Raw genomic sequence first — 26,416 nt, 5'->3', positions numbered from 1 at the left:
CCCCCCCCCCCCCCCCCCTCCCCCCCCCCCCCCCCCCCCCCCCCCCCCCCCCCCCCCCCCCCCCCCCCCCCCCCCCCCCCCCCCCCCCCCCCCCCGCGGCCGGAATCACGTCACGCCGCGGAGCGGCGGCCTCCCTGCGCACCGCCACCGGGGCGCCCGCGACGGGCACGACCGCCACCGCTGCCACCGGCCCCTGCGGAGCCGCTCCTGGCCTGGCCGCCCTGGGCCTGGCCGCCCTGGCCCTGCCGCGGGACCTTGCGCTGCCCCTGACCCTGGCCCTGCGCCTGGCCGCCCTGCCCGGTGGCGGAACCGCCGCCACGGGGCCGCCGGCGTCGCTGCTGCTGCGAGGGTCGCGCGGCGGGCTGCTGCGGCTGCGGCGTCTCGATGACCACCGGCACCCCCGACGGCTCGCGCGCGCCGGTGATCCGCGTCAGCTCCTCGTCGGAGGAGGAGACGCGCGCCATGTTCGGCCGGATCTCCGCGTCCGACATGAGGCGCGTCATCTCGCGCTTCTCCTCGGGGAGGACGAGGGTGACGACGCTGCCCGACTCGCCCGCCCGCGCGGTGCGCCCGCCACGGTGGAGGTAGTCCTTGTGGTCGGTGGGCGGGTCGACGTTCACGACCAGGTCGAGGTCGTCGACGTGGATGCCGCGCGCCGCGACGTTCGTCGCGATCAACGCGGTGACCTGGCCGTTCTTGAACTGGTCGAGCGTGCGGTTGCGCTGCGGCTGCGAGCGTCCGCCGTGCAGCCCGGAGGCGCGCACGCCGTTGGCGAGCAGCCGCTTGGTGAAGCGGTCCACCGCCCGCTTGGTGTCCAGGAACATGATCACGCGGCCCTCGCGGGCGGCGATCCGCATGGCCACGGCCTTCTTGTCCGTCTCGTCGGCGACGTAGAGCACGTGGTGCTCCATCGTCGTCACCGCGCCCGCCGACGGGTCCACGGAGTGCACGACGGGGTCGGTCAGGAACATCCGGACGAGCCGGTCGATGTTCTTGTCGAGCGTCGCCGAGAAGAGCATCGTCTGGCCGCCCTGCTCGACCTGCTTGAGCAGCGCCGTGACCTGCGGCATGAAGCCCATGTCGGCCATCTGGTCGGCCTCGTCGAGGACCGTCGTACGCACCCGCGACAGGTCGCACTCGCCGCGCTCGATCAGGTCCTTGAGGCGGCCGGGGGTGGCCACGATGACCTCGGCGCCGCGGCGCAGCGTGCCCGCCTGCCTGCTGATCGAGAGGCCGCCGACGACCGTGGCGAGGCGCAGGTTCACCGACGTCGCGTACGGCGTGAGGGCGTCCGTCACCTGCTGGGCCAGCTCGCGCGTGGGGACGAGGACCATGGCGAGCGGCGACTTCGACTCGGCGCGCTGCCCGGCCGTGCGGGCCAGGAGGGCGAGGCCGAAGGCGAGGGTCTTGCCGGAGCCGGTGCGTCCGCGGCCGAGGATGTCGCGGCCCGCGAGGGAGTTGGGGAGGGTGGCTGCCTGAATCGGGAAGGGGTCGGTGACGCCCTGGGCGGCCAGCGTCTTCAGGAGGGCCTCGGGCATGTCCAGATCGCCGAAGGCCTCGACGGCCGGCAGCGCCGGCGTGAGGCTCTCGGGCAGTGCGAACTCTCCGCCCTGGACCGGCCTCGGCTTACGGCCTCCGGATTTCCGCGCGGAATGCGGGGAATGCGCGGAGCCCTTCGCCTGGCCGTTCGGCCGGCCCTTTCCGGCTGCGTTGACGGGACGCTTGCGGGCGGGACGGGCCGGGCGTTCGGGGCGGTTCATTCAGTAATGCCTTCCTGGTCGCTGGACTTCCGGACCTCTGAGCCGGTGCGGCTTAGGGCCCGGTCGGGCCCGATGACAGCGCAAGCCGAGGCCCGCACCTTCCGGTGCGGGCCTCGGCTGTGAGGTTCGCGCGCTGCGACGATCAGGCAGGAACGATGTTCTCGGCCTGCAGGCCCTTCTGGCCCTGGGTCACCTCGAAGGAGACCTTCTGGCCCTCGAGGAGCTCACGGAAGCCGGAGGACGCGATGTTCGAGTAGTGGGCGAAGACGTCGGGGCCGCCGCCGTCCTGCTCGATGAAGCCGAAGCCCTTTTCCGAGTTGAACCACTTAACGGTGCCGGTTGCCATGTCAATCTCCTCAACAGGGGCAGAGTATGGAGAACCACCGAATTGTGAATCTCCAGCGCTGCAATGACCCCCATCCGGAGAGAACCGGAAAAACAATAATGCGCCCTCGGAGCATTCCCGTCAGGCGCACATAATGTTCATGGGTACCAAAACTGCAACACATAACCCTAACACGCTCGCGCCGACCCTTGTTCCCGCCCCCGGCGGCGACCACCCACCGCACCCACGCGCACACCCTCCGCCACGCGGCCCGCCCCCAGGCCCCCGCTCTACATATTTGACTAATCGTCAGCTTCTGGCGCGCACCCCTTCCTCCCGCGCGGGCGCGTCGCTACCTTCGACCAAACAATCGCTTGGTTGGGACCGAAGAGCGTCCAGCAGGCACCGCACCGCCACCGAAGCGACCACCTGGCACCGCTGCCGATGGGAAGGCGGACCGATGCGCACCTCTCGCACCCGTACCTGTACCCGGACTCGCACCCGTACCCGGACTCGCACCCGTACCCGTACCGCGACCGGACTCGTGATCTCCGCGCTCGCCCTGGGCACCCTGCCCGCCTGGGCCGCCCCCGCGGAACCCGTCGCACCCACCTCACCCACCGTGCTCACCGCGCCCCGGCACGCGTCGCACGCCCCCGCGTCCGACACCGTCCGCCAGATCCCGCTCCAGGGCGCGGTCAACGTACGCGATGTCGGCGGGTACCGGACCTACGACGGCGAGTACGTCCGGTACGGGCGGGTCTACCGCGCCGATGCCCTCAGCAAGCTCACCGACGCCGATCTGAGCGCGGTCTCGAAGCTCGGCCTGAAGAAGGTCATCGACTTCCGCGTGCCCGCCGAGGTGCAGTACGACGGCGCGGACCGGCTGCCCGACGGGCTCACCCCGGTCTCCAGGACCATCACCGACAACGGGCTCTTCACCCAGCTCCTCACCGCGATCGGCTCCAAGGACCCGGTCAAGCAGGAGGAGATGCTGGGCAACGGCAAGGCGGCCGCGTTCATGCGGGACGTCTACCGCACGTTCGTCACCGACACGGCCAACCGCGGGCAGTTCGCGGCCACCCTGCACGACATCGCCAACAGCCGCTCGCCGCTGCTGTACCACTGCACGTCCGGCAAGGACCGCACCGGCTGGACCACGTATCTGCTGCTGCGGCTCGTGGGCGTGCCGGAGCGGACCGCCGTCGGCGACTACCTGGCGTCCAACACCTACCGGGCCGCGTACGACGCGCGGCTGCGCGAGGCGCTCAAGCAGGGCGGGCTCATGCAGAACCCGGACCTGATCATCCCGCTCCAGGAGGTCCGCACCGACTACCTCGACACGGCGCTGGCCGAGGCCACGCAGCGGTACGGCGGTCTGCAGAGGTATCTGACCAAGGGGCTCGGCCTCGACGCGGGCACGGTCCTGAAGCTGCGCGAGCGCCTGGTCGGCTGAGCGGGACCTCCTCGACCAGGCGGCCGTCCACGGACGTCAGGCCACGATCCCCTGGCCCCGCGCCGCCGCGAGCCACGCGGGGAACTCCCCCACCAACCGGTCGTACAGCCGGTCGTCGGGTACGGCCAGGGGGTCGTTCCCCGCGTGGAAGAAGCCCGCGTTGTCGACCGCACGCTTGGCGGGGACGGCGAGTTCGTCGAGCTTCCTGAGGTAGTCGAACTGCTTGCTCCCCGGGTCGCCGAAGCCGATGAACTGCCAGAACATCGGCAGTTTCGCGGCCTTGCACAGATAGCGCTCGGCGGCGAGCTTGTTGATGGGGCCGCCGTCGGTCTGGAAGACGACGAGGGCGGGCGCGGTGGAGCCGCTGTCACGGCTGTCGAGATAGTGGTCGATGACGGCGTCCATCGCCAGGTGATAGCTGGTCCTGCCCATGTGCCCGAGCCCGGCGACGATCTCGTCGATCCGGCCGCGGTGGTTGTCCAGGGCGATGTCCGTCTCCGCGTCGATGTCCGTGGAGAAGAAGACGGTGGGCACGGTCCCGTCGTCGTCGAGGTGCGCGGAGAGTCCGAGCACGCGGTCGGCGAGGGCCTGCACGCTGCCGTCCTGGTAGTAGGGCCGCATGGAGCCGGAGTAGTCGACGACGAGGTAGACGGCCGCCCGCTCCCCGTCCAGGCCGTGTTTGCGCAGGGACACCCCGGCGCTCTTGTAGAGGCTGACCAGCGCGGGCGCCGAGTCCTCCACCTTGCGCAGACTGATGGCCGGTCCCATGCGCGACTCCGTTCCTCCGTGCCGGACCACCACCGTGCGGGCCCGTCAGCGGCCGAGGGTACGCGCCGCACCGCTCCTTCCACCCCGCCGAGGTCTTCTTCCTTGCACGTATGACTGCTAGAGATGTGCCGATCAGTCACAGGGCAGCGCGAAGCACGCACGGGAGGCACGGCATGGGTTCCCGGGAGATCTCCTACGGCCTGGACGGCAGGACCGTCCTGATCACCGGCGCGGGCCGCGGCCAGGGCGCGGCGGAGGCGCGGCTCTTCGCCGGGGCCGGGGCGCGGGTCGTGGTCACGGACGTGCGGGAGGAGGAGGGCCGGGAGGTCGCCGGTTCCCTGGGCGGGCAAGGGGTGTTCGTACGGCACGACGTCACCGACGCGGGCAGCTGGGCGTCGGCCGTGGCGGGCGCACTCGACGCCTTCGGGCGGCTCGACGTCCTGGTGAACAACGCCGCGCTGTGGCGCACGGCGTCCGTGGAGGACGAGACGTACGAGAATTTCGAGGCCCTGGTCCGGGTCAATCTCCTGGGGCCCTTCCTGGGCATCCAGGCGGTGCTGCCCGCGCTGAAGGAGGCGGGCGGCGGTTCGGTCGTGAACGTGTCGTCGACGGCGGGCCTGATCGGCATCCCGGGCCACGCGGCGTACGGCTCGACGAAGTTCGGCCTGCGGGGGCTGACCCGCTCCTCGGCGCTGGATCTGGCGAAGTACCGGGTGCGGGTCAACTCGGTGCACCCGGGGGCGGTGGACACCCCGATGATCTCCGCGGCCTCCGCCGGGCGGGACTGGTCGCACCTGCCGCTGGGCAGGATGGGCCGCCCGGAGGAGGTCGGCGAACTGGTGCTCTTCCTGGCATCCGACGCGTCGTCGTACATCACGGGAGCGGAGTTCACCGTGGACGGCGGGTCGACGACGGGATGACCGCCGCGGGGGTCAGTGGCGGTCGGTGAAGAACACCGAGCGGAGCTTGAGGCGGTCCGTGGCGGGGTGCCCGTGCGGGCGCAGCGTCCAGGAGTCGCCGGTGCAGTCCTCCTCGGTGAACACCATCACCCAGGTGTCCGTGTCGTTGTGCGGGGCGAACGCGGGCTCGGAGGCGTCCGGGTCGGCGACCTCGGGGAGCGTGACGCAGGCGGGGCTCTGCGGGTCGTGCAGCGTGGCCGACCGGGGCGTGCCGTCCAGGCCGACGAACTTGTAGGAGAAGTCGCCGGTGGCGGCGCTCGCGGAGGTCGGCAGGGTGACGACGAGGGCGAGCGCGCCGAGGGCGGCGGCGACGGTGTGGCGAAGGCGCATGGAGTCCTTTTCCTTCGGGTTCCTTCGGGCGCGCCGGACGTGGGTCGTCCGGCACACGGGCTGGGCGGACCCGTCCGGGAGTCGACGGGCCCTGCTGCGCCCTGCCCCGCCCGGGACCCGTGGATGCGCGGGGTCACCCGTGCGGGGCTGCCGCATCGATCCTGCATACGCCGTGTGGGCTACCCGCCTCCCCGCACCGGCCCGCTCCGGACACGCCCCAGGCTCCACCTCCGGGCGAGCCCCAGGCTCCACCTCCGGGCGCGCCCGCCACAGCCCCCTACCCCGCCTGGTCCTGGAACGCCGGCAGGGCGAAGATCCGGGTCTTCGCCTCGTCGTCCATCAACTCGACCAGCGGCATGACCGGTTCCCAGAGGTCCTGCTTGTCGACCGCACGGGCGAGCGCGTCCAGGTCGGGCTCGGGCAGCGATCCCGCGGTGTCGGCGACGACCTTGCGGGAGGCGTCCGGCAGGACGCCCACGAGCGGCAGGAACTCCGCCCACAGGCCGGTGGCCACGACCGCGCGCACCACGCCGCCGAGCACGTCGGCGCCGCGCAGCGAGGGCAGTTCGGCCACCGCCCGCCGTTCGTCCTCGCCCAGCAGGGCGACCAGGGGCAGCAGGGACTCCCAGAGGTCCTGCTCGGCCACGGTCACCACCAGCGTGTCGAGCCGGTCCTGGGGCTGCCCCGCGGTGAGCGAGGCGATGCGGCCGCGCTGTTCCCCGGTGACCATGCCGGCGACGGCCAGCGCCTCGGGCCACAGTCCGCAGGCGGAGGCCGACCCGATGACGGAGGCGAGCCGTTCGGGTCCCATCAACTCGATGAGGTGGCCGAGCCGTTCGGGCTCGTCGATCGCGAACCCCGTCCGCAGGACGGCGGCGTCGTCGACCTGGGGCAGGATGCGGCGCAGCGCGGCGTCGGGCAGGTGGCCCACGAAGCGGCCCATGGTGAGGTGGTCGCCCCGTTCGGCGAGGGCCACGGCGATGCGGACGACCAGGTTCTCGTCGAGGCGGTCGACGATGCCGCGGATGCGGCGCGGGTCGAGGTGGGCGCAGGACTCGGCGGTGAAGGGCACCGGGAGCTTTTCGATGATGTCGGCGGCGCGTGCGGGTTCGAGCCGTCCCGCGACGGCGGCGGCCAGGCGCGGGCCGAGGGCCTTCTGGGAGATGGCGGCGGCGACCCCGGCCGGCACCAGTCTGGTCGCGGACGCGATCCGGTCGAGCATGTCGGGGGCCCGGTCGAAGAGCGCCGCGACGCTCTGCGTACGGAAGCGGCGTACGTCCTCGACGGGCAGCGCCCCGAGGAAGGCGAGCGTGTCCGGTTCGACGTCGAGCAGGTGGGCGATCTTGAGGGTCTCGGCCCTGCCGCGCAGTTGGTCCATGCTGAACTCCTCGCTCGTCTCGGAAGGGCTGGGCTGGGCTGGGCTAGCGGAAGAGGATCCGGCGGACGGGGCCTCGGGCCAGTGCGGGGACGAGCTTGAGCGCTTCCTCGGCGGCCTCGTTGAGGCCCGCGGCCCGGCTCTCGCGCTGCCGCTCCAGGGCGTCGGCGAGCGTCGCGAGCTGCGGGGACGTCAGCCGGCCGAAGGACTCTGGCGGTTCGTCGCGCAGTTCCGTGGCGAGTCGTTCGCGCTGTCCGCGCGCTTCGGGTTCCCGTGCTTCGGTGGTCACGTCGCCTCCCGGGGCCGGTTCCACGGCTGGATACGGGTCCCGAGACTGGCGCCGAATTGACTTTTAGTCAATACAGGATGCAGAGGTGCCCGCATGACGGAAGGGAGGCGTTCGAGGAGCCGTGGCTCCCCGAACGCCTCCCTTCCGTGCGACCGGTGAACAGCCGCGTGCCGGCCGGTGACCGGTCCCGCGCTCAGCCCTTGACGGCGCCCGCCGCCAGGCCCGAGCCCAGCTTCCGGTGGACGATCACGAAGAAGATCATGACCGGCACGGTGACCAGCGTGGAGCTGGCCATGACCGGACCCCAGGCCGTGGAGTTCTCACCGAAGAACTGGTAGATGCCCACGGCCGCCGTGTACTTGTCGCTGCCCTTCATGAAGGTGTACGCGAAGACGAACTCGTTCCACGCCGTGATGAAGGCGAAGATCGACGTGGCGACCAGGCCGGGCGCGACCAGCGGGAGCAGCACCGACCAGAACATCCGCGGCCAGGACGCCCCGTCGATGTACGCGGCCTCCTCGACCTCCTTGGGGATGGTGGCGACGAAGCCGCGCAGCGTCCAGATGGCGAACGGCAGCGAGAGGGCGATGTAGACGATGCTCAGGCCCAGCAGGGAGTTGAGCATGTCGTAGTCCCGCATCTGGATGAAGAGCGGGATGACCAGCGCCTCCAGCGGCACCATCTGCACGATCAGGATCATGATCAGCACGGAGGTGCGGAAGCGGAACTTGAACCGTGCCACCGCGATGGCCGCGAAGAGCGAGAGCAGCGCGGCCGCCGCGATCGTGGCGAGGCCCACGATCGCCGAGTTCAGCAGGTACGTGCCGAAGTTGCCCTTGTCGAAGACGTACGTGAAGTGTTCGAAGGTGATTCCGCTCGGCAGCACGTCCGAGCCGCGCAGGGCGGCCTTCGGGTCGAGCGCCGTGGAGATCATCCAGTACACGGGGAAGAGCGTGAAGACGAGGAGCGCGACGACCGCGGCCGGCAGTCCGATGCGCGAGGCGAGAGTGGTGCGACGGGTGCTCACAGGTCCTCCTCCCCCTGGCGGAACAGCGTGCGGATGTAGACGACGGTGATGATGAGGAGCAGCACGGTCAGCAGCACCGCGGCCGCGGCGCCCGTGCCGTAGTCGTTCTTGGCGAAGGCCTGGATGTAGGAGAAGACGCCGAGGTTGTAGACCTCTTCGTTGGAGCCGTCGCCGCCGGGTTGCAGGTACACCTGGGTGAAGACCTTGAAGTCCCAGATGGTGGAGAGGATGGTCACCACGAGGAAGACGGGCTTGATCGTCGGCACGGTGATGTTCCAGAACCGCTGCCAGGCGTTGGCGCCGTCCAGTTCCCCCGCCTCGTACAGCTCCTTGGGGATCGTCATGAGTCCCGCGAGGACGGTGATGGCGACGAACGGGAAGCCGTGGTGGATGACGTTGAGCGTGGCGATCGCGTAGAACGGGCCCCGCTCGGTGAACCAGTTGGTGGTCTCGGGGTCGATCAGGCCGATCGAGCCCGCGATCTGGCTGACCATGCCGTCCTGCGGCTGGAAGAGCCAGATCCACACGTACGTGCCCGTCACCGCCGGCATGGCCCAGGCGGCGAGGATCGCGATGGAGCAGATCAGCCGCCAGGTGCCGCCGAGGCGGTTGAGCAGCAGCGCCACCAGGGTGCCGAGCGCGACGGTGAGGCCGACGCAGGCGAGGGCGAAGAAGACGGTGTTGGGCAGGACCGTCTTCCACAGCAGGCCGCTGGAGAGCAGGTCGCTGTAGTGGTCGAAGCCGGTGAACGTCCCTACGCCGCCGCCGAACTTCACCTCGTAGTCCTGCAGGGAGAGCTTGCCGACCTGGATCAGAGGCCAGAGCAGCAGTCCCGCCAGGACCACGAGGGAGGGCGCGAGCAGGAGCCAGGGACGGGTGAGGGTGATGAGTTTCTTCCGACGGCGGGCCGCCTCGGCGGCGCCGTCCGGCTGCCGGGGGCCGCGGCGGACCGGGGACTCCGGTCCGCCGCTGACGAGCGTGTCTTTCACGGTGTCGTGTCTTTCACGGAGTCGTGGCTTTCGGAGACGCGGCCCCCGGTCGCGGGGGTCGCGTCCTGCACAGTGCCGAACTCGCCCTCGGCTACTCGTCCTTGGCGAAGATCGCGTCCATGTCCTTGGCGGCCTTGTCCGCCGCCTCCTTCACGGACGACTTGCCGGTGAGGATCGACTGGACCATGCCGGGGATGACCTTGGAGGCCTGGATCTCGCCGTAGGACTTGGTCTTGGGAACCGTCGCACCGGCTTCCAGCATCTGCTTGGCGAAGGGCTCGACCAGCGGGTCCTTCTTCGCCTCGATCTTCTTCAGCTCGGAGTTCTGGCCGGGGAAGTAGTTGGTCTGCTCGGCCCACTCGGCGGCGAACTTACCGGTGGTCACCAGCTTCACGAACTCCCACGCGAGGTCCTTCTTGTCCGTGTTGAACGTGGACAGGTAGGACCCGCCGAGGAAGGACTTGCTCATGCCGCCCTTCTCCCCCGGGATCGGGATCGCGCCGAGCTTGCCCTTGAGGTCCGGGTTGTTGTCGACGATGGCCTTCGGGGTCCAGTTGCCGCCGACGGCCATGGCGATCTCGCCCTTGTTCCAGGCGTCGCCGACCTCCTTCTCCGTCCAGGTGTTGACCTTGGCCGGGGAGACCTTGTCCTTGGTGGCGAGGTCCGTGTAGAACTCGATGCCCTTGATGGCCTCGGGCGAGTTGACGCCGGACTTCCACTTGCCGCCGGACTCGGTGGCGAGTTCGCCGCCCGCGCCCCAGATGAAGGGGGCCGCGAACATCTCCGCGCCGCCCGCCACCGGGAAGGAGACCATCTTCGGCTCCTTCTCCTTGAGCTTCTTGGCGGTCGCCCGGAGCTCGTTCCACGTGGTCGGGGGCTTCAGGCCGTGCTTCTCGAAGACGTCCTTGCGGTAGACGATGGAGCGGACGCCCGCGTACCAGGGCATGCCGTACTGCTTGCCGTCCAGCGTCCCCGCGTCCTTGAGACCCTCGACCAGGTCGCCGCCGAGGCCCGACTCCTTGACCTTGTCGGTGACGTCGACGAGCGCGTCGGTCTCGGCGAACTGCGGCACCCAGGTGGTGCCGACCTCCGCCACGTCGGGCACCTGGTCCTCGCCGCCCTCGATGGCGGTCGTGAACTTCTTCTGGGCGGTGGCCCACTGCTGGTACTCGACGTGGATCTTGGCGCCGGTCTTCTTCTGGAAGGCCTTCTCGGCCTCCTTGAAGAAGGGACGGGCGTCGGGGTTGGTCCCCTCCATGATCCATACGGTCAGGGTCTTGCCCTTGCCGTCGGCGGCCTTGTCGCCCGAGTCGCCGTCATCCCCACCGCACGCCGTGGCGGTCAGTCCGATACTCATGGCGATACAACCAGCGGCGATGACACGTCGATTCATGCCGGCCCCCTCCAGGTTCCGATTGGTGGGAGCGATTGTGGTCACACCAGACCGAGGCGGTCTAGACCCATTGGGATAAGCGGCCGAACCGTAATGACGGTTGCGGGTGACGCAACATGCGCTCACGCCATTGCGCCCCATGCAACGCAGGCGTAACGGTGAGGGGCGCCGAAGGCCCCGGAACGCGACGACGCCCGCCTCCGTCCGGTCGGGGACAAAGCGGGCGCCGCGTCAGTTCCGTACTCCGTTGTACGGGACGTATGAGGGGTGGTACGAACCGGTGTGCGGACCGGGTCGTACCGGAATCAGACCGTGAGGGAGCGGTCGGTCGGGCGGATCGGGGACGGAAGATCACTCGCACCGGTGAGGAAACGGTCCACGCCGCGTGCCGCCGAACGGCCCTCGGCGATCGCCCACACGATGAGGGACTGACCGCGGCCCGCGTCGCCGGCCACGAAGACGCCGGGGACGTTGGTCTGGAACTCGGTGTCCCGCGCGACGTTGCCGCGCTCGTCGAGCTCCAGGGAGAACTGGTCCACCAGGCCGTTCTCGCGGTCCGTGCCCGTGAAGCCCATCGCCAGGGTGACGAGCTGGGCGGGGATCTTCCGCTCCGTGCCCGGCTTCTGGGTCAGCTTGCCGTCGACGAACTCCACCTCGATGAGGTGCAGGAACTGGACGTTGCCGGCCTCGTCGCCCTCGAAGTGCGTGGTCGAGACGGAGTAGACCCGCTCGCCGCCCTCCTCGTGCGCCGAGGTGACCTTGTACAGCATCGGGAAGGTCGGCCACGGCTGGCCCGGCGCGCGGTCCTCGCCCGGCTTCGGCATGATCTCCAGCTGCGTCACGGACGCGGCGCCCTGGCGGTGCGCGGTGCCGACGCAGTCCGCGCCGGTGTCGCCGCCGCCGATGACCACGACGTGCTTGCCCTCGGCGGAGACGGGCGTGGTGACGTAGTCACCCTCCTGGACCTTGTTGGCCAGGGGCAGGTACTCCATCGCCTGGTACACGCCCCCCAGTTCACGGCCGGGCACCGGAAGGTCACGGGCCATCGTGGCGCCCGCGGCGATGACCACCGCGTCGTAGCGCCTGCGCAGCTTCGCCGCGTCGATGTCGCGGCCGATCTCCACGCCCGTGCGGAACTTGGTGCCCTCCGCGCGCATCTGCTCGATGCGGCGGTTGATGTGCCGCTTCTCCATCTTGAACTCGGGGATGCCGTAGCGCAGCAGGCCGCCGATGCGGTCGGCGCGCTCGTAGACGGCGACCGTGTGGCCGGCCCGGGTCAGCTGCTGGGCGGCGGCCAGGCCCGCCGGGCCCGAGCCGATGACGGCGACGGTCTTGCCGGAGAGCCGCTCGGGCGCCTGCGGCTTGACGTCGTTGGCGTCCCACGCCTTGTCGATGATGGAGACTTCGACGTTCTTGATGGTGACGGCCGGCTGGTTGATGCCGAGCACGCACGCCGACTCGCACGGGGCCGGGCACAGGCGGCCCGTGAACTCCGGGAAGTTGTTCGTGGCGTGCAGGCGCTCGGAGGCCGCCGACCAGTCCTCGCGGTAGGCGAAGTCGTTCCACTCCGGGATCAGGTTCCCCAGCGGACAGCCCTGGTGGCAGAACGGGATGCCGCAGTCCATGCAGCGCGAGGCCTGCTTGGAGATGATCGGCAGCAGCGAACCGGGAACGTAGACCTCGTTCCAGTCCTGGACGCGCTCGCCGACCGGGCGGGTCTGCGCGACCTCACGGCCGTGGTTCAGAAAGCCCTTGGGATCAGCCATTGGTCGCCGCCTCCATCATCTTCTCGGTGATCTCGGTCTCGGAGAGACCGGCTCGCTCGGCGGCGTCCTTGGCGGCGAGCACTGCCTTGTACGTGCTGGGGATGATCCTGCTGAAGCGCTGCACGGACGTGTCCCACTCCGCAAGCAGCTTCTCGGCCACCGTCGAGGCGGTCTCCTCCTGGTGGCGGCGCACGACGTCGTGCAGCCACTGCTTGTCGGAGTCGTCCAGCGGCTCGACGGCCGCCAGGTTTCCGGCGTTGACGTTGTCGCGGTCGAGGTCGATCACGTACGCGATGCCACCCGACATGCCGGCCGCGAAGTTGCGGCCCGTCTCGCCGAGGATCACCGCGTGGCCGCCGGTCATGTACTCGCAGCCGTGGTCGCCCACGCCCTCGGACACCACCGTCGCGCCGGAGTTGCGGACGCAGAAGCGCTCGCCGGTGCGGCCGCGCAGGAACAGCTCGCCGCCGGTCGCGCCGTACGCGATGGTGTTGCCCGCGATCGTCGAGTACTCGGCGAGGTGGTCGGCGCCGCGGTCCGGGCGGACGACGATGCGGCCGCCGGAGAGGCCCTTGCCGACGTAGTCGTTGGCGTCGCCCTCCAGGCGCAGCGTCACGCCGCGCGGCACGAAGGCGCCGAAGGACTGGCCCGCCGAGCCGGTGAAGGTGATGTCGATGGTGTCGTCGGGCAGGCCCGCGCCGCCGAACTTCTTCGTCACCTCGTGGCCGAGCATGGTGCCGACCGTGCGGTTGATGTTGCGGATGGCGACCTGCGCGCGGACCGGGTGGGCGTCCGTGGCGCTGGGCGCGGCGAGGGCGTCGGCGGCGAGCTTGACCAGCTCGTTGTCGAGCGCCTTCTCCAGGCCGTGGTCCTGGATCGCGATCTGGTGCCGCACGGCGCCCGCGGGCAGCGCGGGCACGTGGAAGAGCGGCTCCAGGTCCAGGCCCTGCGCCTTCCAGTGGGTGACGGCCTTCTCGGTGTCGAGGAGCTCGGCGTGGCCGACGGCCTCCTCGATGGAGCGGAAGCCCAGCTCGGCGAGGAGCTCACGGACCTCCTCGGCGATGAACTCGAAGAAGTTCACCACGTACTCGGCCTTGCCGGAGAAGCGCTCGCGCAGCGCCGGGTTCTGGGTGGCGATGCCGACCGGGCAGGTGTCCAGGTGGCAGACGCGCATCATGACGCAGCCGGAGACGACGAGCGGCGCGGTCGCGAAACCGAACTCCTCGGCGCCGAGCAGCGCGGCGATGATGACGTCGCGGCCGGTCTTGAGCTGGCCGTCGGTCTGCACGACGATGCGGTCGCGCAGGCCGTTGAGCAGCAGGGTCTGCTGGGTCTCGGCGAGGCCGAGCTCCCAGGGGCCGCCCGCGTGCTTCAGGGACGTCAGCGGGGAGGCGCCGGTGCCGCCGTCGTGGCCGGAGATCAGGACGACGTCCGCGTGCGCCTTGGAGACGCCCGCGGCGACCGTGCCGACGCCGACCTCGGAGACCAGCTTCACGTGGATCCGCGCCTGCGGATTCGCGTTCTTCAGGTCGTGGATCAGCTGGGCGAGGTCCTCGATGGAGTAGATGTCGTGGTGCGGCGGCGGGGAGATCAGGCCCACGCCCGGCGTCGAGTGACGCGTCTTGGCGACCCACGGGTAGACCTTGTGGCCGGGCAGCTGGCCGCCCTCGCCGGGCTTGGCGCCCTGGGCCATCTTGATCTGGATGTCGTCGGCGTTGACCAGGTACTCGGAGGTCACACCGAAGCGGCCGGACGCGACCTGCTTGATGGCGGAGCGGCGCGCCGGGTCGTACAGGCGGTCCGCGTCCTCGCCGCCCTCACCGGTGTTGGACTTGCCGCCCAGCTGGTTCATGGCGATGGCGAGGGTCTCGTGCGCCTCGCGGGAGATCGAGCCGTACGACATCGCGCCGGTCGAGAACCGCTTGACGATGTCGGCGGCCGGCTCGACCTCGTCGACGGAGATCGCGGGGCGGTCGCTCTTGAAGCCGAAGAGTCCGCGCAGCGTCATCAGGCGCTCGGACTGCTCGTTCACGCGGTCCGTGTACTGCTTGAAGACGTCGTAGCGGCGGCTGCGCGTGGAGTGCTGGAGGCGGAAGACCGTCTCGGGGTCAAACAGGTGCGGCTCGCCCTCGCGGCGCCACTGGTACTCGCCGCCGATGTCCAGGGCGCGGTGCGCCGAGGGGATGCCGGTGGCCGGGTACGCCTTGGCGTGCCGGGCGGCGACCTCCTGGGCGATGACGTCGAGGCCGGCGCCGCCGATCTTCGTCGTCGTGCCGCTGAAGTACCGCTCCACGAAGGCCTGGTCGAGACCGACGGCCTCGAAGACCTGCGCGCCTCGGTAGGAGGCGACGGTCGAGATGCCCATCTTGGACATGACCTTCAGGACGCCCTTGCCGAGGGCGTAGATCAGGTTGCGGATGGCCTGCTCGGCCTCCATGCCGGGCAGGAACGTTCCCGCGCGGACGAGGTCCTCGACGGACTCCATCGCCAGGTAGGGGTTGACGGCCGCGGCGCCGAAGCCGATGAGGAGGGCCACGTGGTGGACCTCGCGCACGTCGCCCGCCTCGACCAGCAGGCCCACCTCGGTGCGCTGCTTGGTGCGGATGAGGTGGTGGTGGACGGCCGCGGTGAGCAGCAGCGAGGGGATCGGCGCGTGCTCGGCGTCGGAGTGCCGGTCGGAGAGCACGATCAGGCGGGCGCCGGCCTCGATGACGCCGTCGACCTCGGAGCAGATCTCCTCGATGCGGGCGGCGAGGGCGTCGCCGCCGTCGCTGACGCGGTAGAGGCCGGAGAGCGTGGCGGCCTTCATGCCGGGCATGTCGCCGTCGGCGTTGATGTGTATGAGCTTGGCCAGCTCGTCGTTGTCGATCACCGGGAAGGGCAGGGTGACCGAGCGACAGGAGGCCGCCGTCGGGTCGAGCAGGTTGCCCTGCGGGCCCAGCGAGCTGTGCAGCGAGGTGACGAGCTCTTCACGGATGGCGTCCAGCGGCGGGTTGGTGACCTGCGCGAACAGCTGCGTGAAGTAGTCGAAGATCAGCCGCGGGCGCTCGGAGAGGGCCGCGATCGGCGTGTCCGTGCCCATGGAGCCGAGCGGCTCGCCGCCGGTCTTGGCCATCGGCGCGAGGATGATGCGCAGCTCTTCCTCGGTGTAGCCGAAGGTCTGCTGGCGGCGCGTGACGGAGGCGTGCGTGTGCACGATGTGCTCGCGCTCGGGCAGGTCGGAGAGCTCGATCTCGCCGGCTTCCAGCCACTCCTGGTACGGCTTCTCGGCGGCGAGCCCGGCCTTGATCTCGTCGTCCTCGACGATGCGGTGCTCGGCGGTGTCGACGAGGAACATCCGGCCGGGCTGCAGGCGGCCCTTGCGGACGACCTTCGCGGGGTCGATGTCGAGGACGCCGACCTCGGAGCCGAGGACGACGAGGCCGTCGTCGGTGACCCAGTAGCGGCCGGGGCGCAGGCCGTTGCGGTCGAGAACGGCGCCGACCTGGGTGCCGTCGGTGAAGGTGACGCAGGCGGGGCCGTCCCAGGGCTCCATCATCGTGGAGTGGAACTGGTAGAAGGCGCGCCGGGCCGGCTCCATGGAGGCGTGGTTCTCCCAGGCCTCCGGGATCATCATCAGCACGGAGTGCGGCAGCGAACGCCCGCCGAGGTGCAGGAGCTCCAGGACCTCGTCGAAGGAGGCGGAGTCGGAGGCGTCCGGCGTGCAGATCGGGAAGATCCGCTCCAGCTGCTCGGAACCGAAGAGGTCGGAGGCGAGCTGCGATTCGCGGGCCCGCATCCAGTTGCGGTTGCCCTTGACCGTGTTGATCTCGCCGTTGTGCGCGACGAAGCGGTAGGGGTGCGCCAGCGGCCAGCTCGGGAACGTGTTCGTCGAGAAGCGGGAGTGCACGAGCGCGACGGCCGTGGCGAAGCGGCGGTCGGACAGGTCGGGGAAGAAGGGCTCCAGCTGGCCGGTGGTCAGCATGCCCTTGTAGACGATCGTGCGGGACGAGAGCGAGGGGAAGTACGTCCCGGCCTCGCGCTCGGCGCGCTTGCGCAGGACGAAGGCCTTGCGGTCCAGCTCCAGGCCCTCGGTGTCGCCGTCGGCGACGAAGATCTGCCGGAAGACGGGCATCGTCGAGCGGGCGGTGGCGCCGAGCAGCTCGGGGGCGACGGGCACGTCGCGCCAGCCGAGGACCGTCAGGCCCTCCTGGGAGGCGATCGTCTCGATCTGTGAGACGGCGGCGTCGGTCGTACCGGCGGTGTCCACGGGCAGGAAGGCGATGCCGACGGCGTAGGCGCCGGCCGCGGGCAGCTGGAATCCGGCCACCTCGCGCAGGAAGGCGTCCGGCACCTGGAGCAGGATGCCCGCACCGTCGCCCGAGTCCGGCTCGGAGCCGGTGGCGCCGCGGTGCTCGAGATTGCGCAGTACGGTCAGCGCCTGTTCGACCAGTTCATGGCTGGCTACACCGGTCAGGGTGGCAACGAAGCCGACACCGCAGGCGTCGTGCTCGTTACGGGGGTCGTACATCCCCTGGGGGGCGGGGCGGCCATCCATGGGCGACCAGGCGTGGGTACGCATCGGCACTCCCGTCGTCGTCGTGGCATATGCAGTGGGCGAGGGACGACGTTGGCCCTGGCAAAATTTCGTGCAGGTTACATGATGGAGCGCTTCTCGGAAAGCGGATAGCTCATTCCACCATGTGGACACCGCCCGCTGAGGTGAGGAGCGGCTCGGAGGGGACCTTTGCGGACAGATCGGTGACCGGAGGTCCGGCGCGACACAGGCCTCATTGCCCGCAGCGCTTACGGCTCATGCCCGGTGGTTAACGACTCGAAACCGCCGAGTAACGGCTACTTATGCAAGGTCCCGCATAGGCCTGCACCGCCCTATCCTACGGCGGTCCCGAACACGCTGCCCAGGGCGTACGTCACACCGGCCGCCGCGCCGCCGAGCGCGAGCTGCCGCAGACCGCTGAACCACCAGGAACGCGCGGTCACCTTCGCCACCACCGCACCGCAGGCGAAGAGCCCGACGAGCGCGAGCAGCAGGGCCGGCCAGAGCGCGGTGGCGCCGAGCAGGTAGGGCAGCAGGGGAAGCAGCGCGCCGAGCGCGAACGCACCGAAGGACGAGACCGCGGCGACGGCCGGCGAGGGCAGGTCGCCCGGGTCGATGCCGAGCTCCTCGCGGGCGTGGATCTCCAGGGCCTGCTCGGGGTCCTTCGAGAGCTGCCTGGCGACCTCGCGGGCCAGCCCGGGCTCGACGCCGCGCGACGCGTACAGCTCGGCGAGCTCCCGCTCCTCGTCGGCGGGGTGCTTGCGCAGCTCGTGGCGCTCGACGTCCAGTTCGGCCTGGACGAGCTCGCGCTGCGAGGCCACCGAGGTGTACTCGCCCGCCGCCATGGAGAAGGCACCGGCGGCAAGGCCGACCAGGCCGGTGATGACGATGGTCTCCCGCGAGACCGCGCCGCCCGCCACACCGGTCATCAGCGCGAGGTTGGAGACGAGGCCGTCCATCGCCCCGAAGACCGCGGGGCGCAGCCAGCCGCCGTTCACGTCGCGGTGGGTGTGGTTGTCGCGGTGCGCCTCGTGCAGTGTCGCTTCGGTCTCGATGATCGCCATGGTGGGCCCCCTCTTGCGTGGTTGGACGACGTCGAAAGTACGCGCGAAAAAAATCTCCCGCCAGCAAGGAAGGCCGTACTTACCTGCGAAAACGCGCCGGGCGAAGGGTCCTCGCGGCCCCGGATCCGCACCGCACGACGCGGGCGAAGGGGTGATCTGAGCCCCTGCATGCTCGATTGAGCGCTCCGGCGTGGCAGGGATGCACCAAGCACCGCATCCAGCGGTCCGCGCACCTTCGCGCACGAGGGAGGCCTGTCATGGCATCCACAGCATGCGTTCCCCCGGTCCCGGCGCCCGGCGACGCCGACGACCTCCGCGAGCGGGCGCGCGGCGCACTGCTCGGCCTCGCGGTCGGCGACGCGCTCGGCGCACCCGCCGAGAACATGAAACCGTCCGAGATCCGCCGCCGTTGGGGCCGGATCACCGGATACGTCGCCGAACACCCCGCCGGCACGGACGACACCGAGTACGCGATCTTCTCCGGCCTGCTGCTCGCCCGGCACGGTTCCGCGCTGACGATCGCGCACGTCGAGACGGCCTGGCACCAGTGGATCGCCGACCTGGACGAGGGCCCGTTCCGGGGCGCGGGCTTCAGCGAGCGCGGCACCCTGGAGAACCTCCGCAGGGGCCTCGCCGCGCCCATCTCCGCCCAGCACCGGCACGCGTGGAGCGACGGCCTGGCCATGCGGGCCGCGCCCTTCGGCGTCTTCGCCGCGGGCCGCCCCGCGGAGGCGGCCCGGCTCGTCGCCGTCGACGGCTCCGTCAGCCACGACGGCGAGGGCATCTACGGCGGCCAGGCGGTGGCGGCAGGCGTCGCGGCGGCGATGGCGGGCGCCCGGGTGGACGCCGTCGTGGCGGCGGCGCTCGCCGTCATCCCCGAGGACTGCTGGACCTCCCGCTCGCTGCGCCGCGCGGTGGCGGTCGCGCACCGCGGCGAACGCGCGGTGCGCTCCGCCGTGGTGATCGGCGGATACCCCTGGACGGACCTCGCGCCGGAGGCGGTGGGCCTCGCGTTCGGGGCGTACGCGGTGGCCCGCGGCACCTTCTCCGCGGCGGTGCTCACGGCCGTCAACATGGGCCGCGACGCGGACACGACGGCGGCGGTGGCGGGCGCGCTCTCGGGCGCCACCTGCGGCGCCTCGGCGATCCCCCCGCCCTGGTCGGCGGCGATCGGCCCGGCCCGGGGCAGCTGCCTGCCGTCGATGCGGGGCCACCACGTCCTGGACGTGGCCGACCTCCTGACCCCGGCCACCCCCGACGCGAAGGAGGCGCCATGACCGCGCGCATCGCAGAAGACCGGCAGCGACGCCCCGCACCGGACACCCAAGACACACCCCCGACCGAAGAACACCCGCCCCACCCCGCCGCCGAACAACCCGCCGCACGCCTCCCGACACCACACCCCGACACGCAGGAGGCGCCATGACCGCACGCATCGCGGAACGTGGGGGCCGGCGCCCCACGCCCGGCGCCCCACGCCCGGACTCCCGCCCACAGCAGGCGCCCCCGGCCGAAGAACTCCACCTCAGCCTCGCCGCGGAACGGTCCACCGGCCTCCTGACACCACACCCCGACGCGCAGGAGGCGTCATGACCACGAAGCGCACCGGAAGTGGCGCGGACCGCGGAGGAGGCCAACGGCGACACCCCGCGCCCGGCGGCCAGTACCCGGCCCCCCGCCCACCGCAGCCGCCCCCGGCCGAAGGGCTCCTGCTCGGGCTTGCCGCGGGGGACGCCGCGGGGTGGCCCGCGGCACGGCACCGGGCGGCCCGCATGCCCGAGTGGACGCGGCGGCTCACGCGTGAGCTCGACACCTTCGCCGAGCAGAACGCCACGACCACCCTGCCCGTCCCCATCGCCCTGAACCAGCCTCCCGAACCGCTGCTCCTCGGCCCTTCGGACGACGCCGAATGGGCGGCCTTTACCGCGGAGTCCGTGCTGCGCGCGGCGGACGGCACCCTCAGCGGCGCGCTGGGACGGGACCGCCGCGTGCGCGCCGCGCTGGATCTCGCCTGGAACGCCCTCGCCGCCGAGATCGCCGCCGCGTCGGACCGCGCCCCCGAGGTCGAGTCCGCGGTCCTCCCGCTGCGCGCCCGCATCTCCGTGCGCGCGGGCCTCGGCAACCTCGCTGCGGGCCTGCGCCCGCCCGCCACCGGCCACGACAACCCGCACTACTTCGACGACGCGGCCTGCGTACGCGCCTGCGTGCTCGCCCTGGTCCACCCGGGCGATCCCGAACGGGCCGCCGATCTCGCGGAGTTCGACGCCCGCTACACCCAGGACGGCGACGGCACGCACGGCGCCCGCGCGATGGCCGCGGCACTGGCGGCCGCCCTCGGCGGGGCCGACGTCGACACCGCGGTGGACCGCGCGCTGGACCAGCTCCCCGGGCACACGGAGATCGGCCGCAACGCCCGGCACGCCGTGAAGATGGCCCGTGCCGAACCGGACGACGGCGCCTTCGCCCTCGTACCCCTTCTCGAACACCAGATCGTCGACCACGTCTACAGCTACGGCATCGCCGCCGCGGAGACCGTGCCGGTCGCCCTCGCCCTGGCCACCGCCGCGCGCGGCCGCATCCGCGAGGCGGTGCCCGCCGCCGCGTGCCTGTCGCGCGTCGCGGACTCCGCCCCCGCCCTGGCCGGGGCGCTCACCGGCGTCCTCGGCACCTCGGCCGCGATCCCCACGTCCTGGCGCGACGCCTGCCGGACCCTGTCCGGCTGCGCGCTGCCCCGCCTCGCGGGCACCGACCTGGTGGAACTCGCCGGACACCTGGCAGCCACGGAACTCGACCCACCGGATGGACAATCCCGACATGACGACCATGACGCCCCCCAGTGAGCCGTCCCTGTCCGACCGCATCGCGGGCAGCCTCGTCGGAGCCGCGGTCGGCGACGCGCTCGGCGGTCCCGTCGAGGGATACGCGCCCGAGCAGATCGCCGAGCGGCACGGCGGCCGCGTCCGGGGCATCGTCGGCCCCTGGAACGGCGACCGCTGGCGCACCGCCCGCCCCATCGCGCCGTACCACAAGGGCGACGGGCACGTCACCGACGACACCTTGCTGACCCACGCGCTCATCCGCGTGTACGCCACCGTCCGCGACCACCTCGACGCCTACTCCGTAGCCGACCACCTGGTCCCCGACCTGATGACGGTCCCGCGCTGGATCCCGGAGCTGGAGGCCGAGGCGATCCCCCTGCACCGCGTCTTCCTCGCCGAGAAGTGGCTCGCCGCCCGGCTGCACTACGGGCACGTCGACCCGCGCGAGGCCGGCAACGGCAACATCGTCAACTGCGGGGCGGCGATGTACATGGCGCCCGTCGGCCTGGTCAACGCGGCCAACCCCGAGGGCGCCTACGCCGAGGCCCTCGACGTCGCGGGCGCCCACCAGTCCTCCTACGGCCGGGAGGCGGCGGGCGTGTTCGCGGCGGCGGTGGCGGCGGCCTGCACACCGGGCGCCACCGCGGACTCGGTGGTCCAGGTCTGCCTCTCGCTGGCCAAGGACGGCACGCGCGCGGCGATCGAGGCGGTCGCCGAAGTCGCCGCGCGCCACCGGGACTTCGAGACGGCCCTCGCCCCGCTCCGCGCCGCGGTCGCGCCCTTCGACACGGTCGGCCCCGACTACCGTGCCCCCTCCCTCGGCGCCCGCCGCCCCTCCCGCCTGCACGCGATCGAGGAGCTCCCCGTCGCCATCGGCATGCTCCTGACCGGTGAGGCCGACTACCGCCGCACGGTGCTCGGCTCGGTCAACTACGGCCGGGACTGCGACTCCATCGCCACGATGAGCGGCGCCATCGTGGGCGCGCTGCGCGGTACGGCGGCGGTGCCCGCCGAGTGGGCCAAGCAGGTCGCCGAGGCCAGCCGGCTCGACCTGGACGCCCCCGCACAGGTTCTGACGGAGGTGGCGCGGGAGATCTTCGCCCGTGACGTGCGGCGCCGCCGCGCCCACGAGTCAGCGTTCGCCTCCCTCGACTCCCTCGCCTCCCTCACTCCTCTCACGCCACTCGCGGCCGAGCGGTGACGCGCCTGACGTGGGTGCAACCGGAGGACCTGGTGGGCCACGAGCTGCGCCAGGCACGGGAGGAGGGCCGCGACGTCACCGCCGTACGCGCGCGCTGGCTCGCGGCGGGCGGCCACGAGGCCCCGCCCCGCGCGGGCGCGTCCCCCACCCCGGCACCGGCCCGCCTCCGCGCCCTGGCGGAGCTGCTCCTGGACGAACTGGCGCCCCCGCCGTGGCACGACAGGCCCGGCCCCCCGGCCCCTGACCCGCTCCGGGCCACCGCGCACGTGAGCCCGGACGCCCTGCGCCACCGTCTGCACGCCGCCTGGCTCGGCCGGGCCGCCGGCTGCCTGCTCGGCAAACCCGTGGAGAAGCTGCCCCTCGCCGGTATCCGCGCCCTCGCCCGGGCGACCGGAAACTGGCCGCTCACCACGTGGTTCACCCAGCGCGGCCTCTCCCCCGAGCTCACGGCGGCGTACCCCTGGAACAGGCGCTCCGCGACGACCTCCCTCGCCGAGAACATCGACGGCATGCCCGAGGACGACGACCTCAACTACCCGCTGCTCAACCTGCTCCTCCTCCAGCGCCACGGGAAGAGCTTCACCACCGCGGACGTGGCGGGGCTCTGGCTCGACGAGCTGCCCGCCGGCCGCACCTTCACCGCCGAACGCATCGCCTACCGCAACCTCCTCCAGGGCATCGAGCCCCCGCACACCGCCACCCACCGCAACCCGTTCCGCGAGTGGATCGGCGCCCTGATCCGCGCCGACGTGCACGGCTGGACCAACCCCGGCGCCCCGCGAGCGGCGGCCGGACAGGCCCACCGCGACGCCGCCCTGACGCACACGGCGAACGGCGTGTACGGGGCCATGTTCGCGGCGGCCACGATCGCCGAGGCGGCGGGCGGCGCCGCCGACGTGCACGGCTGTCTGCGCGCGGGCCTGGCCGCCGTCCCGCCCGACTCCCGGCTGGCCCGCGCCGTCCTGCACGGCATCCGACTCGCCTGCGACACCAGGGACTTCGACGTGGTCGTGGACACCCTCCACGCCACCTACGGGCACCACCACTGGGTCCACGCGGTCCCCAACACCGCGCTCCTCGCCGCCGCCCTCACCCACGCCGACGGCGACTTCACCGGCTCCATCACGCGGGCCGTCTCCGGCGGCTGGGACACCGACTCGAACGGCGCGAGCGCGGGATCGGTCGCGGGCCTGCTCGCCGCCCGCGCCGACGCGCTCCCCGCCCGCTGGACGGCGCCCCTGAAGAACCGGCTCGCCACCTCCGTCGGCGACTTCGACGGCATCGGCTTCGACACCCTCGCAGAACTCACCGCCCGGGAGGCATCCCCCTCATGACCGCACCGACCCGCACGCCCCACATCGCCGTGCTCGGCAGCGCGAACATGGACCTCGTCGCGTACGTCGCGGAGGCACCGCGGCGCGGCGAGACCGTCACGGGCCGCGACTTCCGCACCGTCCCCGGCGGCAAGGGCGCGAACCAAGCCGTCGCGGCGGCCCGCGCGGGCGCCACCGTCTCCATGATCGGCGCGGTCGGCACCGACACGTTCGGCAGCCGCCTGCGCTCCGCCCTGGAACACTCCGGCGTCGACACGGACCTGCTGCGCACCGTCGAGACACCCACCGGCACCGCGCACATCGTCGTCGACGACGACGGCGGCAACGCGATCGTCGTCGTCCCCGGCGCCAACGGCACCCTCACCGATCTCGCCCCCGGCGACGAGGGCCTGATCGCCTCCGCCGACGCCCTGCTGCTCCAGCTCGAGGTGCCGCTCCCCGCAGTGATCGCCGCCGCGGAGGCCGCCCGCAGGCACGGTGTGCGCACCGTCCTCACCCCGGCCCCCGCACAGCCGCTGCCGCCCGAACTCCTCGCCGCCACCGACCTGTTGCTGCCCAACGAGCACGAGGCTGCCACCCTCACCGGCATCGCCGACGACCCACCGGCCGCCGCCCGCTCGCTGCTCTGTCAGGTCCCCGAGGTCGTCATCACCCTCGGTTCGCGCGGCAGCCTGTACGCGACGCGCGGCGCCGAGCCGGTCACGGTACCGGCCCAGCCGGTCACGGCGGTCGACACGACGGGCGCGGGCGACACCTTCGCGGGCACCCTCGCCGTGGCCCTGGCCGAGGGCAGCTCCGTACCGGACGCCCTGACCTGGGCGTCGTCGGCGGCCGCGCTCTCCGTGCAACGGGTGGGGGCGTCGTCGTCCATGCCGTACCGCAAGGAGATCGACGAAGCGCGGCCGCAGTCATGACCGGCCGGCCCGCTCCGGACCCCCAGAGTCCCCCGGCGCCCCTGACCGGCCTGCGCGTCCTGGACCTCGCCACCCTCTTCGCGGGCCCCCTCGCCGCCACGATGCTCGGCGACTTCGGCGCGGAGGTCGTCAAGGTCGAGCACCCCACGCGCCCCGACCCCTCCCGCGGCCACGGCCCGTCGAAGAACGGCGTCGGCCTCTGGTGGAAGCTGCTGGGCCGCAACAAGCGCACCATGACCCTCGACCTGTCCACGCCGGGCGGCCGCGCCACCCTGCTGCGCCTGGCCGCGAGCGCCGACGTCGTCATCGAGAACTTCCGCCCCGGAACCCTGGAGAAGTGGGACCTGGGCTGGCCCGAGCTGAGCGCGGCCAACCCCCGCCTGGTCCTCGCCCGCGTCACCGGCTTCGGCCAGTTCGGCCCCTACTCCCGCCGCCCGGGATTCGGCACGCTCGCCGAGGCGATGAGCGGTTTCGCCGCGATCACCGGTGATCCGGACGGCCCTCCGACGCTGCCCCCGTTCGGCCTCGCCGACTCGATCGCGGGCCTGGCGACGGCGTACGCGGTGATGGCGGCGCTCGCGGGCCGCGACCGCACGGGCGAGGGCCAGGTGGTGGACATGGCGATCATCGAGCCGATCCTCACGGTCCTCGGCCCGCAGCCGCTCTGGTACGACCAGTTGGGCCATGTACAGCCCCGCACCGGCAACCGCTCCACGAACAACGCGCCCCGCAACACCTACCGCACCGCCGACGGCACCTGGGTCGCCGTCTCGACCTCCGCCCAGTCCGTCGCGGAGCGCCTGATGCGCCTGGTCGGCCGCCCCGACCTGATCGCCGAGCCGTGGTTCGCCACCGGCGCGGACCGGGCCCGCCACGCGGACGTCCTCGACGCGGCGGTCGGCGACTGGATCGCCCGGCACACCCGCGCCGAGGTGATCGCGTCCTTCGAGAAGGCGGAGGCGGCGGTGGCACCCGTCCAGGACGTACGGGACGTCATGACGGACCCGCAGTACGCGGCGCTCTCCACGCTCACCACGGTCGACGACCCGGAACTCGGCCCCCTGCGCATGCAGAACGTCCTCTTCCGGCTCTCCGGAACGCCCGGCGCGATCCACTGGGCGGGCCGCCCGCACGGCGCCGACACCGACACGGTCCTGGCCGAACTCGGCCTGACGGAAGCGGAGATCACCACCCTGCGCGAGGAGGGCGCACTGTGACCGCCCCCTCCCCCCTGACCTGGCTGTACGTCCCCGGGGACCGGCCAGAGGTGGTCACCAAGGCCCTCCACGCGGGCGCCGACGTGGTGATCGTCGACCTGGAGGACGCGGTCGCCCCCGACCGCAAGGAGTACGCGCGGGCGGCCACGGCGGAGCTCCTCTCGCAGCCCCAGCCGCTCCCCGTGCACGTCCGCGTGAACGCCCTGGACGGCCCGCTGGCCGAGGCCGACCTCCGTGCCCTCGCCGCGCTCCCCGGCGTGGCGGGCCTGCGCCTGCCCAAGGTCACCTCCCGCGCCGAGGTCATCCACGTCGCCGAGCGCGCGGCCCCCGCCGACGGCGGCGCCGTCGCCCTGCACGCCCTCGTCGAGTCGGCGCTCGGCCTGGAGCACGCCTTCGCCATCGCCACCGCGCACCCCGCCCTGCACGGCATCTCCCTCGGCGAGGCCGATCTCCGCGCGGACCTCGGGGTGCGTGAGGAGGCGGGCCTGGACTGGGCGCGCTCCCGCCTCGTGGTGGCGGCGCGGGCGGCCGGTCTGGCCCCGCCCGCCCAGTCGGTGCACCCGGACATCCGTGACCTGGCCGGCCTCACCGCGTCCTGCGCCCGGGGCCGCGCCCTCGGCTTCCTCGGCCGCGCCGCGATCCACCCCCGTCAGCTCCCGGTGATCGAGCGGGCCTACCTCCCCACGCCCGAGGAGGTCGAGGAGGCGGAGGAGATCACCAAGGCCGCCGCGACGGACGAGGGCGCGCTGGCCCTGCCGGACGGCCGCTTCGTGGACCGGGCGGTGGTGGAGGGGGCGCAGCGGACGCTGGCGCTGGCGGCGCGGAGGCGGTGAGACGGACGGCCCCGCCCACGGGGAAGGGGCCGCCGGATCGGTGATCCGGCGGCCCCTTCC

The 26,416-nt window shown here is 72.1% G+C and carries 22 protein-coding genes; 10 read left to right on the top strand and 12 right to left on the bottom strand.

All coding sequences use genetic code 11. The annotated features are described in order from the left end of the window. Window positions 1-110: 110 nt before the first annotated feature. Window positions 111-1,760, bottom strand: a complete 1,650-nt coding sequence (locus ACZ592_RS39905) for a DEAD/DEAH box helicase (RefSeq protein WP_471586678.1) — start codon at window positions 1,758-1,760, stop codon at window positions 111-113. Window positions 1,761-1,902: 142 nt separating this feature from the next. Continuing rightward, complete coding sequence (locus ACZ592_RS39900) at window positions 1,903-2,106, bottom strand: cold-shock protein (protein WP_030362889.1); 204 nt, start codon at window positions 2,104-2,106, stop codon at window positions 1,903-1,905. Window positions 2,107-2,629: 523 nt separating this feature from the next. Here ACZ592_RS39900 and ACZ592_RS39895 point away from each other — a divergent pair. Continuing rightward, window positions 2,630-3,541, top strand: coding sequence for a tyrosine-protein phosphatase (locus ACZ592_RS39895; RefSeq protein WP_471586677.1), 912 nt, complete (start codon window positions 2,630-2,632; stop codon window positions 3,539-3,541). A 36-nt stretch (window positions 3,542-3,577) separates the two neighbouring features. On the opposite strand, the gene ACZ592_RS39890 is transcribed toward ACZ592_RS39895, so the two are convergent. Further along, a complete protein-coding gene (locus ACZ592_RS39890) occupies window positions 3,578-4,309 on the bottom strand; it encodes a VWA domain-containing protein (RefSeq protein WP_471586676.1) in 732 nt (243 codons plus the stop codon). 173 nt (window positions 4,310-4,482) lie between these two features. Between ACZ592_RS39890 and ACZ592_RS39885 the strand changes: the two genes are divergently transcribed. Then, window positions 4,483-5,229 carry an SDR family NAD(P)-dependent oxidoreductase gene (locus ACZ592_RS39885; protein WP_471586675.1) on the top strand — a complete coding sequence of 249 codons (747 nt, stop codon included), beginning with the start codon at window positions 4,483-4,485 and terminating at the stop codon, window positions 5,227-5,229. A gap of 12 nt (window positions 5,230-5,241) precedes the next feature. On the opposite strand, the gene ACZ592_RS39880 is transcribed toward ACZ592_RS39885, so the two are convergent. The 9 genes from ACZ592_RS39880 to ACZ592_RS39840 form a co-directional block, all read right to left on the bottom strand. Then, a complete protein-coding gene (locus ACZ592_RS39880) occupies window positions 5,242-5,598 on the bottom strand; it encodes a hypothetical protein (protein WP_471586674.1) in 357 nt (118 codons plus the stop codon). Window positions 5,599-5,875: 277 nt separating this feature from the next. Continuing rightward, entirely contained in the window at window positions 5,876-6,976 is a 1,101-nt protein-coding gene (locus tag ACZ592_RS39875; RefSeq protein ID WP_471586673.1) for a hypothetical protein, read from the bottom strand. Window positions 6,977-7,019: 43 nt separating this feature from the next. Next, window positions 7,020-7,262 (bottom strand): hypothetical protein, encoded by a 243-nt coding sequence (locus tag ACZ592_RS39870; RefSeq protein WP_471586672.1) that lies wholly within the window; start codon window positions 7,260-7,262, stop codon window positions 7,020-7,022. Window positions 7,263-7,455: 193 nt separating this feature from the next. Beyond that, entirely contained in the window at window positions 7,456-8,289 is an 834-nt protein-coding gene (locus ACZ592_RS39865) for a carbohydrate ABC transporter permease (RefSeq protein WP_471586671.1), read from the bottom strand. After that, complete coding sequence (locus ACZ592_RS39860) at window positions 8,286-9,278, bottom strand: carbohydrate ABC transporter permease (RefSeq protein ID WP_471586670.1); 993 nt, start codon at window positions 9,276-9,278, stop codon at window positions 8,286-8,288. The genes ACZ592_RS39865 and ACZ592_RS39860 overlap by 4 nt, the downstream gene beginning before the upstream one ends. Before the next feature lie 91 nt (window positions 9,279-9,369). Then, window positions 9,370-10,635 carry a sugar ABC transporter substrate-binding protein gene (locus ACZ592_RS39855; protein WP_471586669.1) on the bottom strand — a complete coding sequence of 422 codons (1,266 nt, stop codon included), beginning with the start codon at window positions 10,633-10,635 and terminating at the stop codon, window positions 9,370-9,372. Between the two features lie 341 nt (window positions 10,636-10,976). After that, window positions 10,977-12,437: a glutamate synthase subunit beta gene (locus ACZ592_RS39850; protein ID WP_471586668.1), complete on the bottom strand. Its 1,461-nt coding sequence runs from the start codon at window positions 12,435-12,437 to the stop codon at window positions 10,977-10,979. Further along, window positions 12,430-16,947 (bottom strand): glutamate synthase large subunit, encoded by a 4,518-nt coding sequence (gene gltB / locus ACZ592_RS39845; protein WP_471586681.1) that lies wholly within the window; start codon window positions 16,945-16,947, stop codon window positions 12,430-12,432. The genes ACZ592_RS39850 and gltB overlap by 8 nt, the downstream gene beginning before the upstream one ends. A 359-nt stretch (window positions 16,948-17,306) precedes the next feature. Beyond that, window positions 17,307-18,038 (bottom strand): VIT1/CCC1 transporter family protein, encoded by a 732-nt coding sequence (locus ACZ592_RS39840; RefSeq protein WP_471586667.1) that lies wholly within the window; start codon window positions 18,036-18,038, stop codon window positions 17,307-17,309. A gap of 257 nt (window positions 18,039-18,295) precedes the next feature. Here ACZ592_RS39840 and ACZ592_RS39835 point away from each other — a divergent pair, with 257 nt between their 5' ends. The 8 genes from ACZ592_RS39835 (at window position 18,296) to ACZ592_RS39800 (ending at window position 26,356) form a co-directional block, all read left to right on the top strand. Next, entirely contained in the window at window positions 18,296-19,315 is a 1,020-nt protein-coding gene (locus tag ACZ592_RS39835) for an ADP-ribosylglycohydrolase family protein (protein WP_471586666.1), read from the top strand. 145 nt (window positions 19,316-19,460) lie between these two features. Continuing rightward, window positions 19,461-19,631 carry a hypothetical protein gene (locus tag ACZ592_RS39830; RefSeq protein WP_471586665.1) on the top strand — a complete coding sequence of 57 codons (171 nt, stop codon included), beginning with the start codon at window positions 19,461-19,463 and terminating at the stop codon, window positions 19,629-19,631. Beyond that, window positions 19,628-20,878, top strand: a complete 1,251-nt coding sequence (locus ACZ592_RS39825) for an ADP-ribosylglycohydrolase family protein (RefSeq protein ID WP_471586664.1) — start codon at window positions 19,628-19,630, stop codon at window positions 20,876-20,878. The genes ACZ592_RS39830 and ACZ592_RS39825 overlap by 4 nt, the downstream gene beginning before the upstream one ends. Next, the gene (locus ACZ592_RS39820) at window positions 20,862-22,058 is read left to right on the top strand and encodes an ADP-ribosylglycohydrolase family protein (RefSeq protein WP_471586680.1); all 1,197 of its coding nucleotides are present in this window, start codon (window positions 20,862-20,864) and stop codon (window positions 22,056-22,058) included. Before ACZ592_RS39825 ends, ACZ592_RS39820 begins: the two co-directional genes overlap by 17 nt. Next, a complete protein-coding gene (locus ACZ592_RS39815) occupies window positions 22,055-23,392 on the top strand; it encodes an ADP-ribosylglycohydrolase family protein (RefSeq protein WP_471586663.1) in 1,338 nt (445 codons plus the stop codon). Before ACZ592_RS39820 ends, ACZ592_RS39815 begins: the two co-directional genes overlap by 4 nt. Then, the gene (rbsK, locus tag ACZ592_RS39810; protein ID WP_471586662.1) at window positions 23,389-24,306 is read left to right on the top strand and encodes a ribokinase; all 918 of its coding nucleotides are present in this window, start codon (window positions 23,389-23,391) and stop codon (window positions 24,304-24,306) included. The genes ACZ592_RS39815 and rbsK overlap by 4 nt, the downstream gene beginning before the upstream one ends. Then, window positions 24,303-25,523 (top strand): CaiB/BaiF CoA transferase family protein, encoded by a 1,221-nt coding sequence (locus tag ACZ592_RS39805; protein WP_471586661.1) that lies wholly within the window; start codon window positions 24,303-24,305, stop codon window positions 25,521-25,523. The genes rbsK and ACZ592_RS39805 overlap by 4 nt, the downstream gene beginning before the upstream one ends. After that, window positions 25,520-26,356, top strand: coding sequence for an HpcH/HpaI aldolase/citrate lyase family protein (locus ACZ592_RS39800; RefSeq protein ID WP_471586660.1), 837 nt, complete (start codon window positions 25,520-25,522; stop codon window positions 26,354-26,356). Before ACZ592_RS39805 ends, ACZ592_RS39800 begins: the two co-directional genes overlap by 4 nt. Window positions 26,357-26,416 lie beyond the last annotated feature (60 nt).

The sequence above is a fragment of the Streptomyces sp. NPDC040622 genome, from assembly GCF_055593965.1.
Note: the sequence above shows the minus strand (reverse complement) of the source record. Positions and strands in the feature narration are given on the sequence as shown.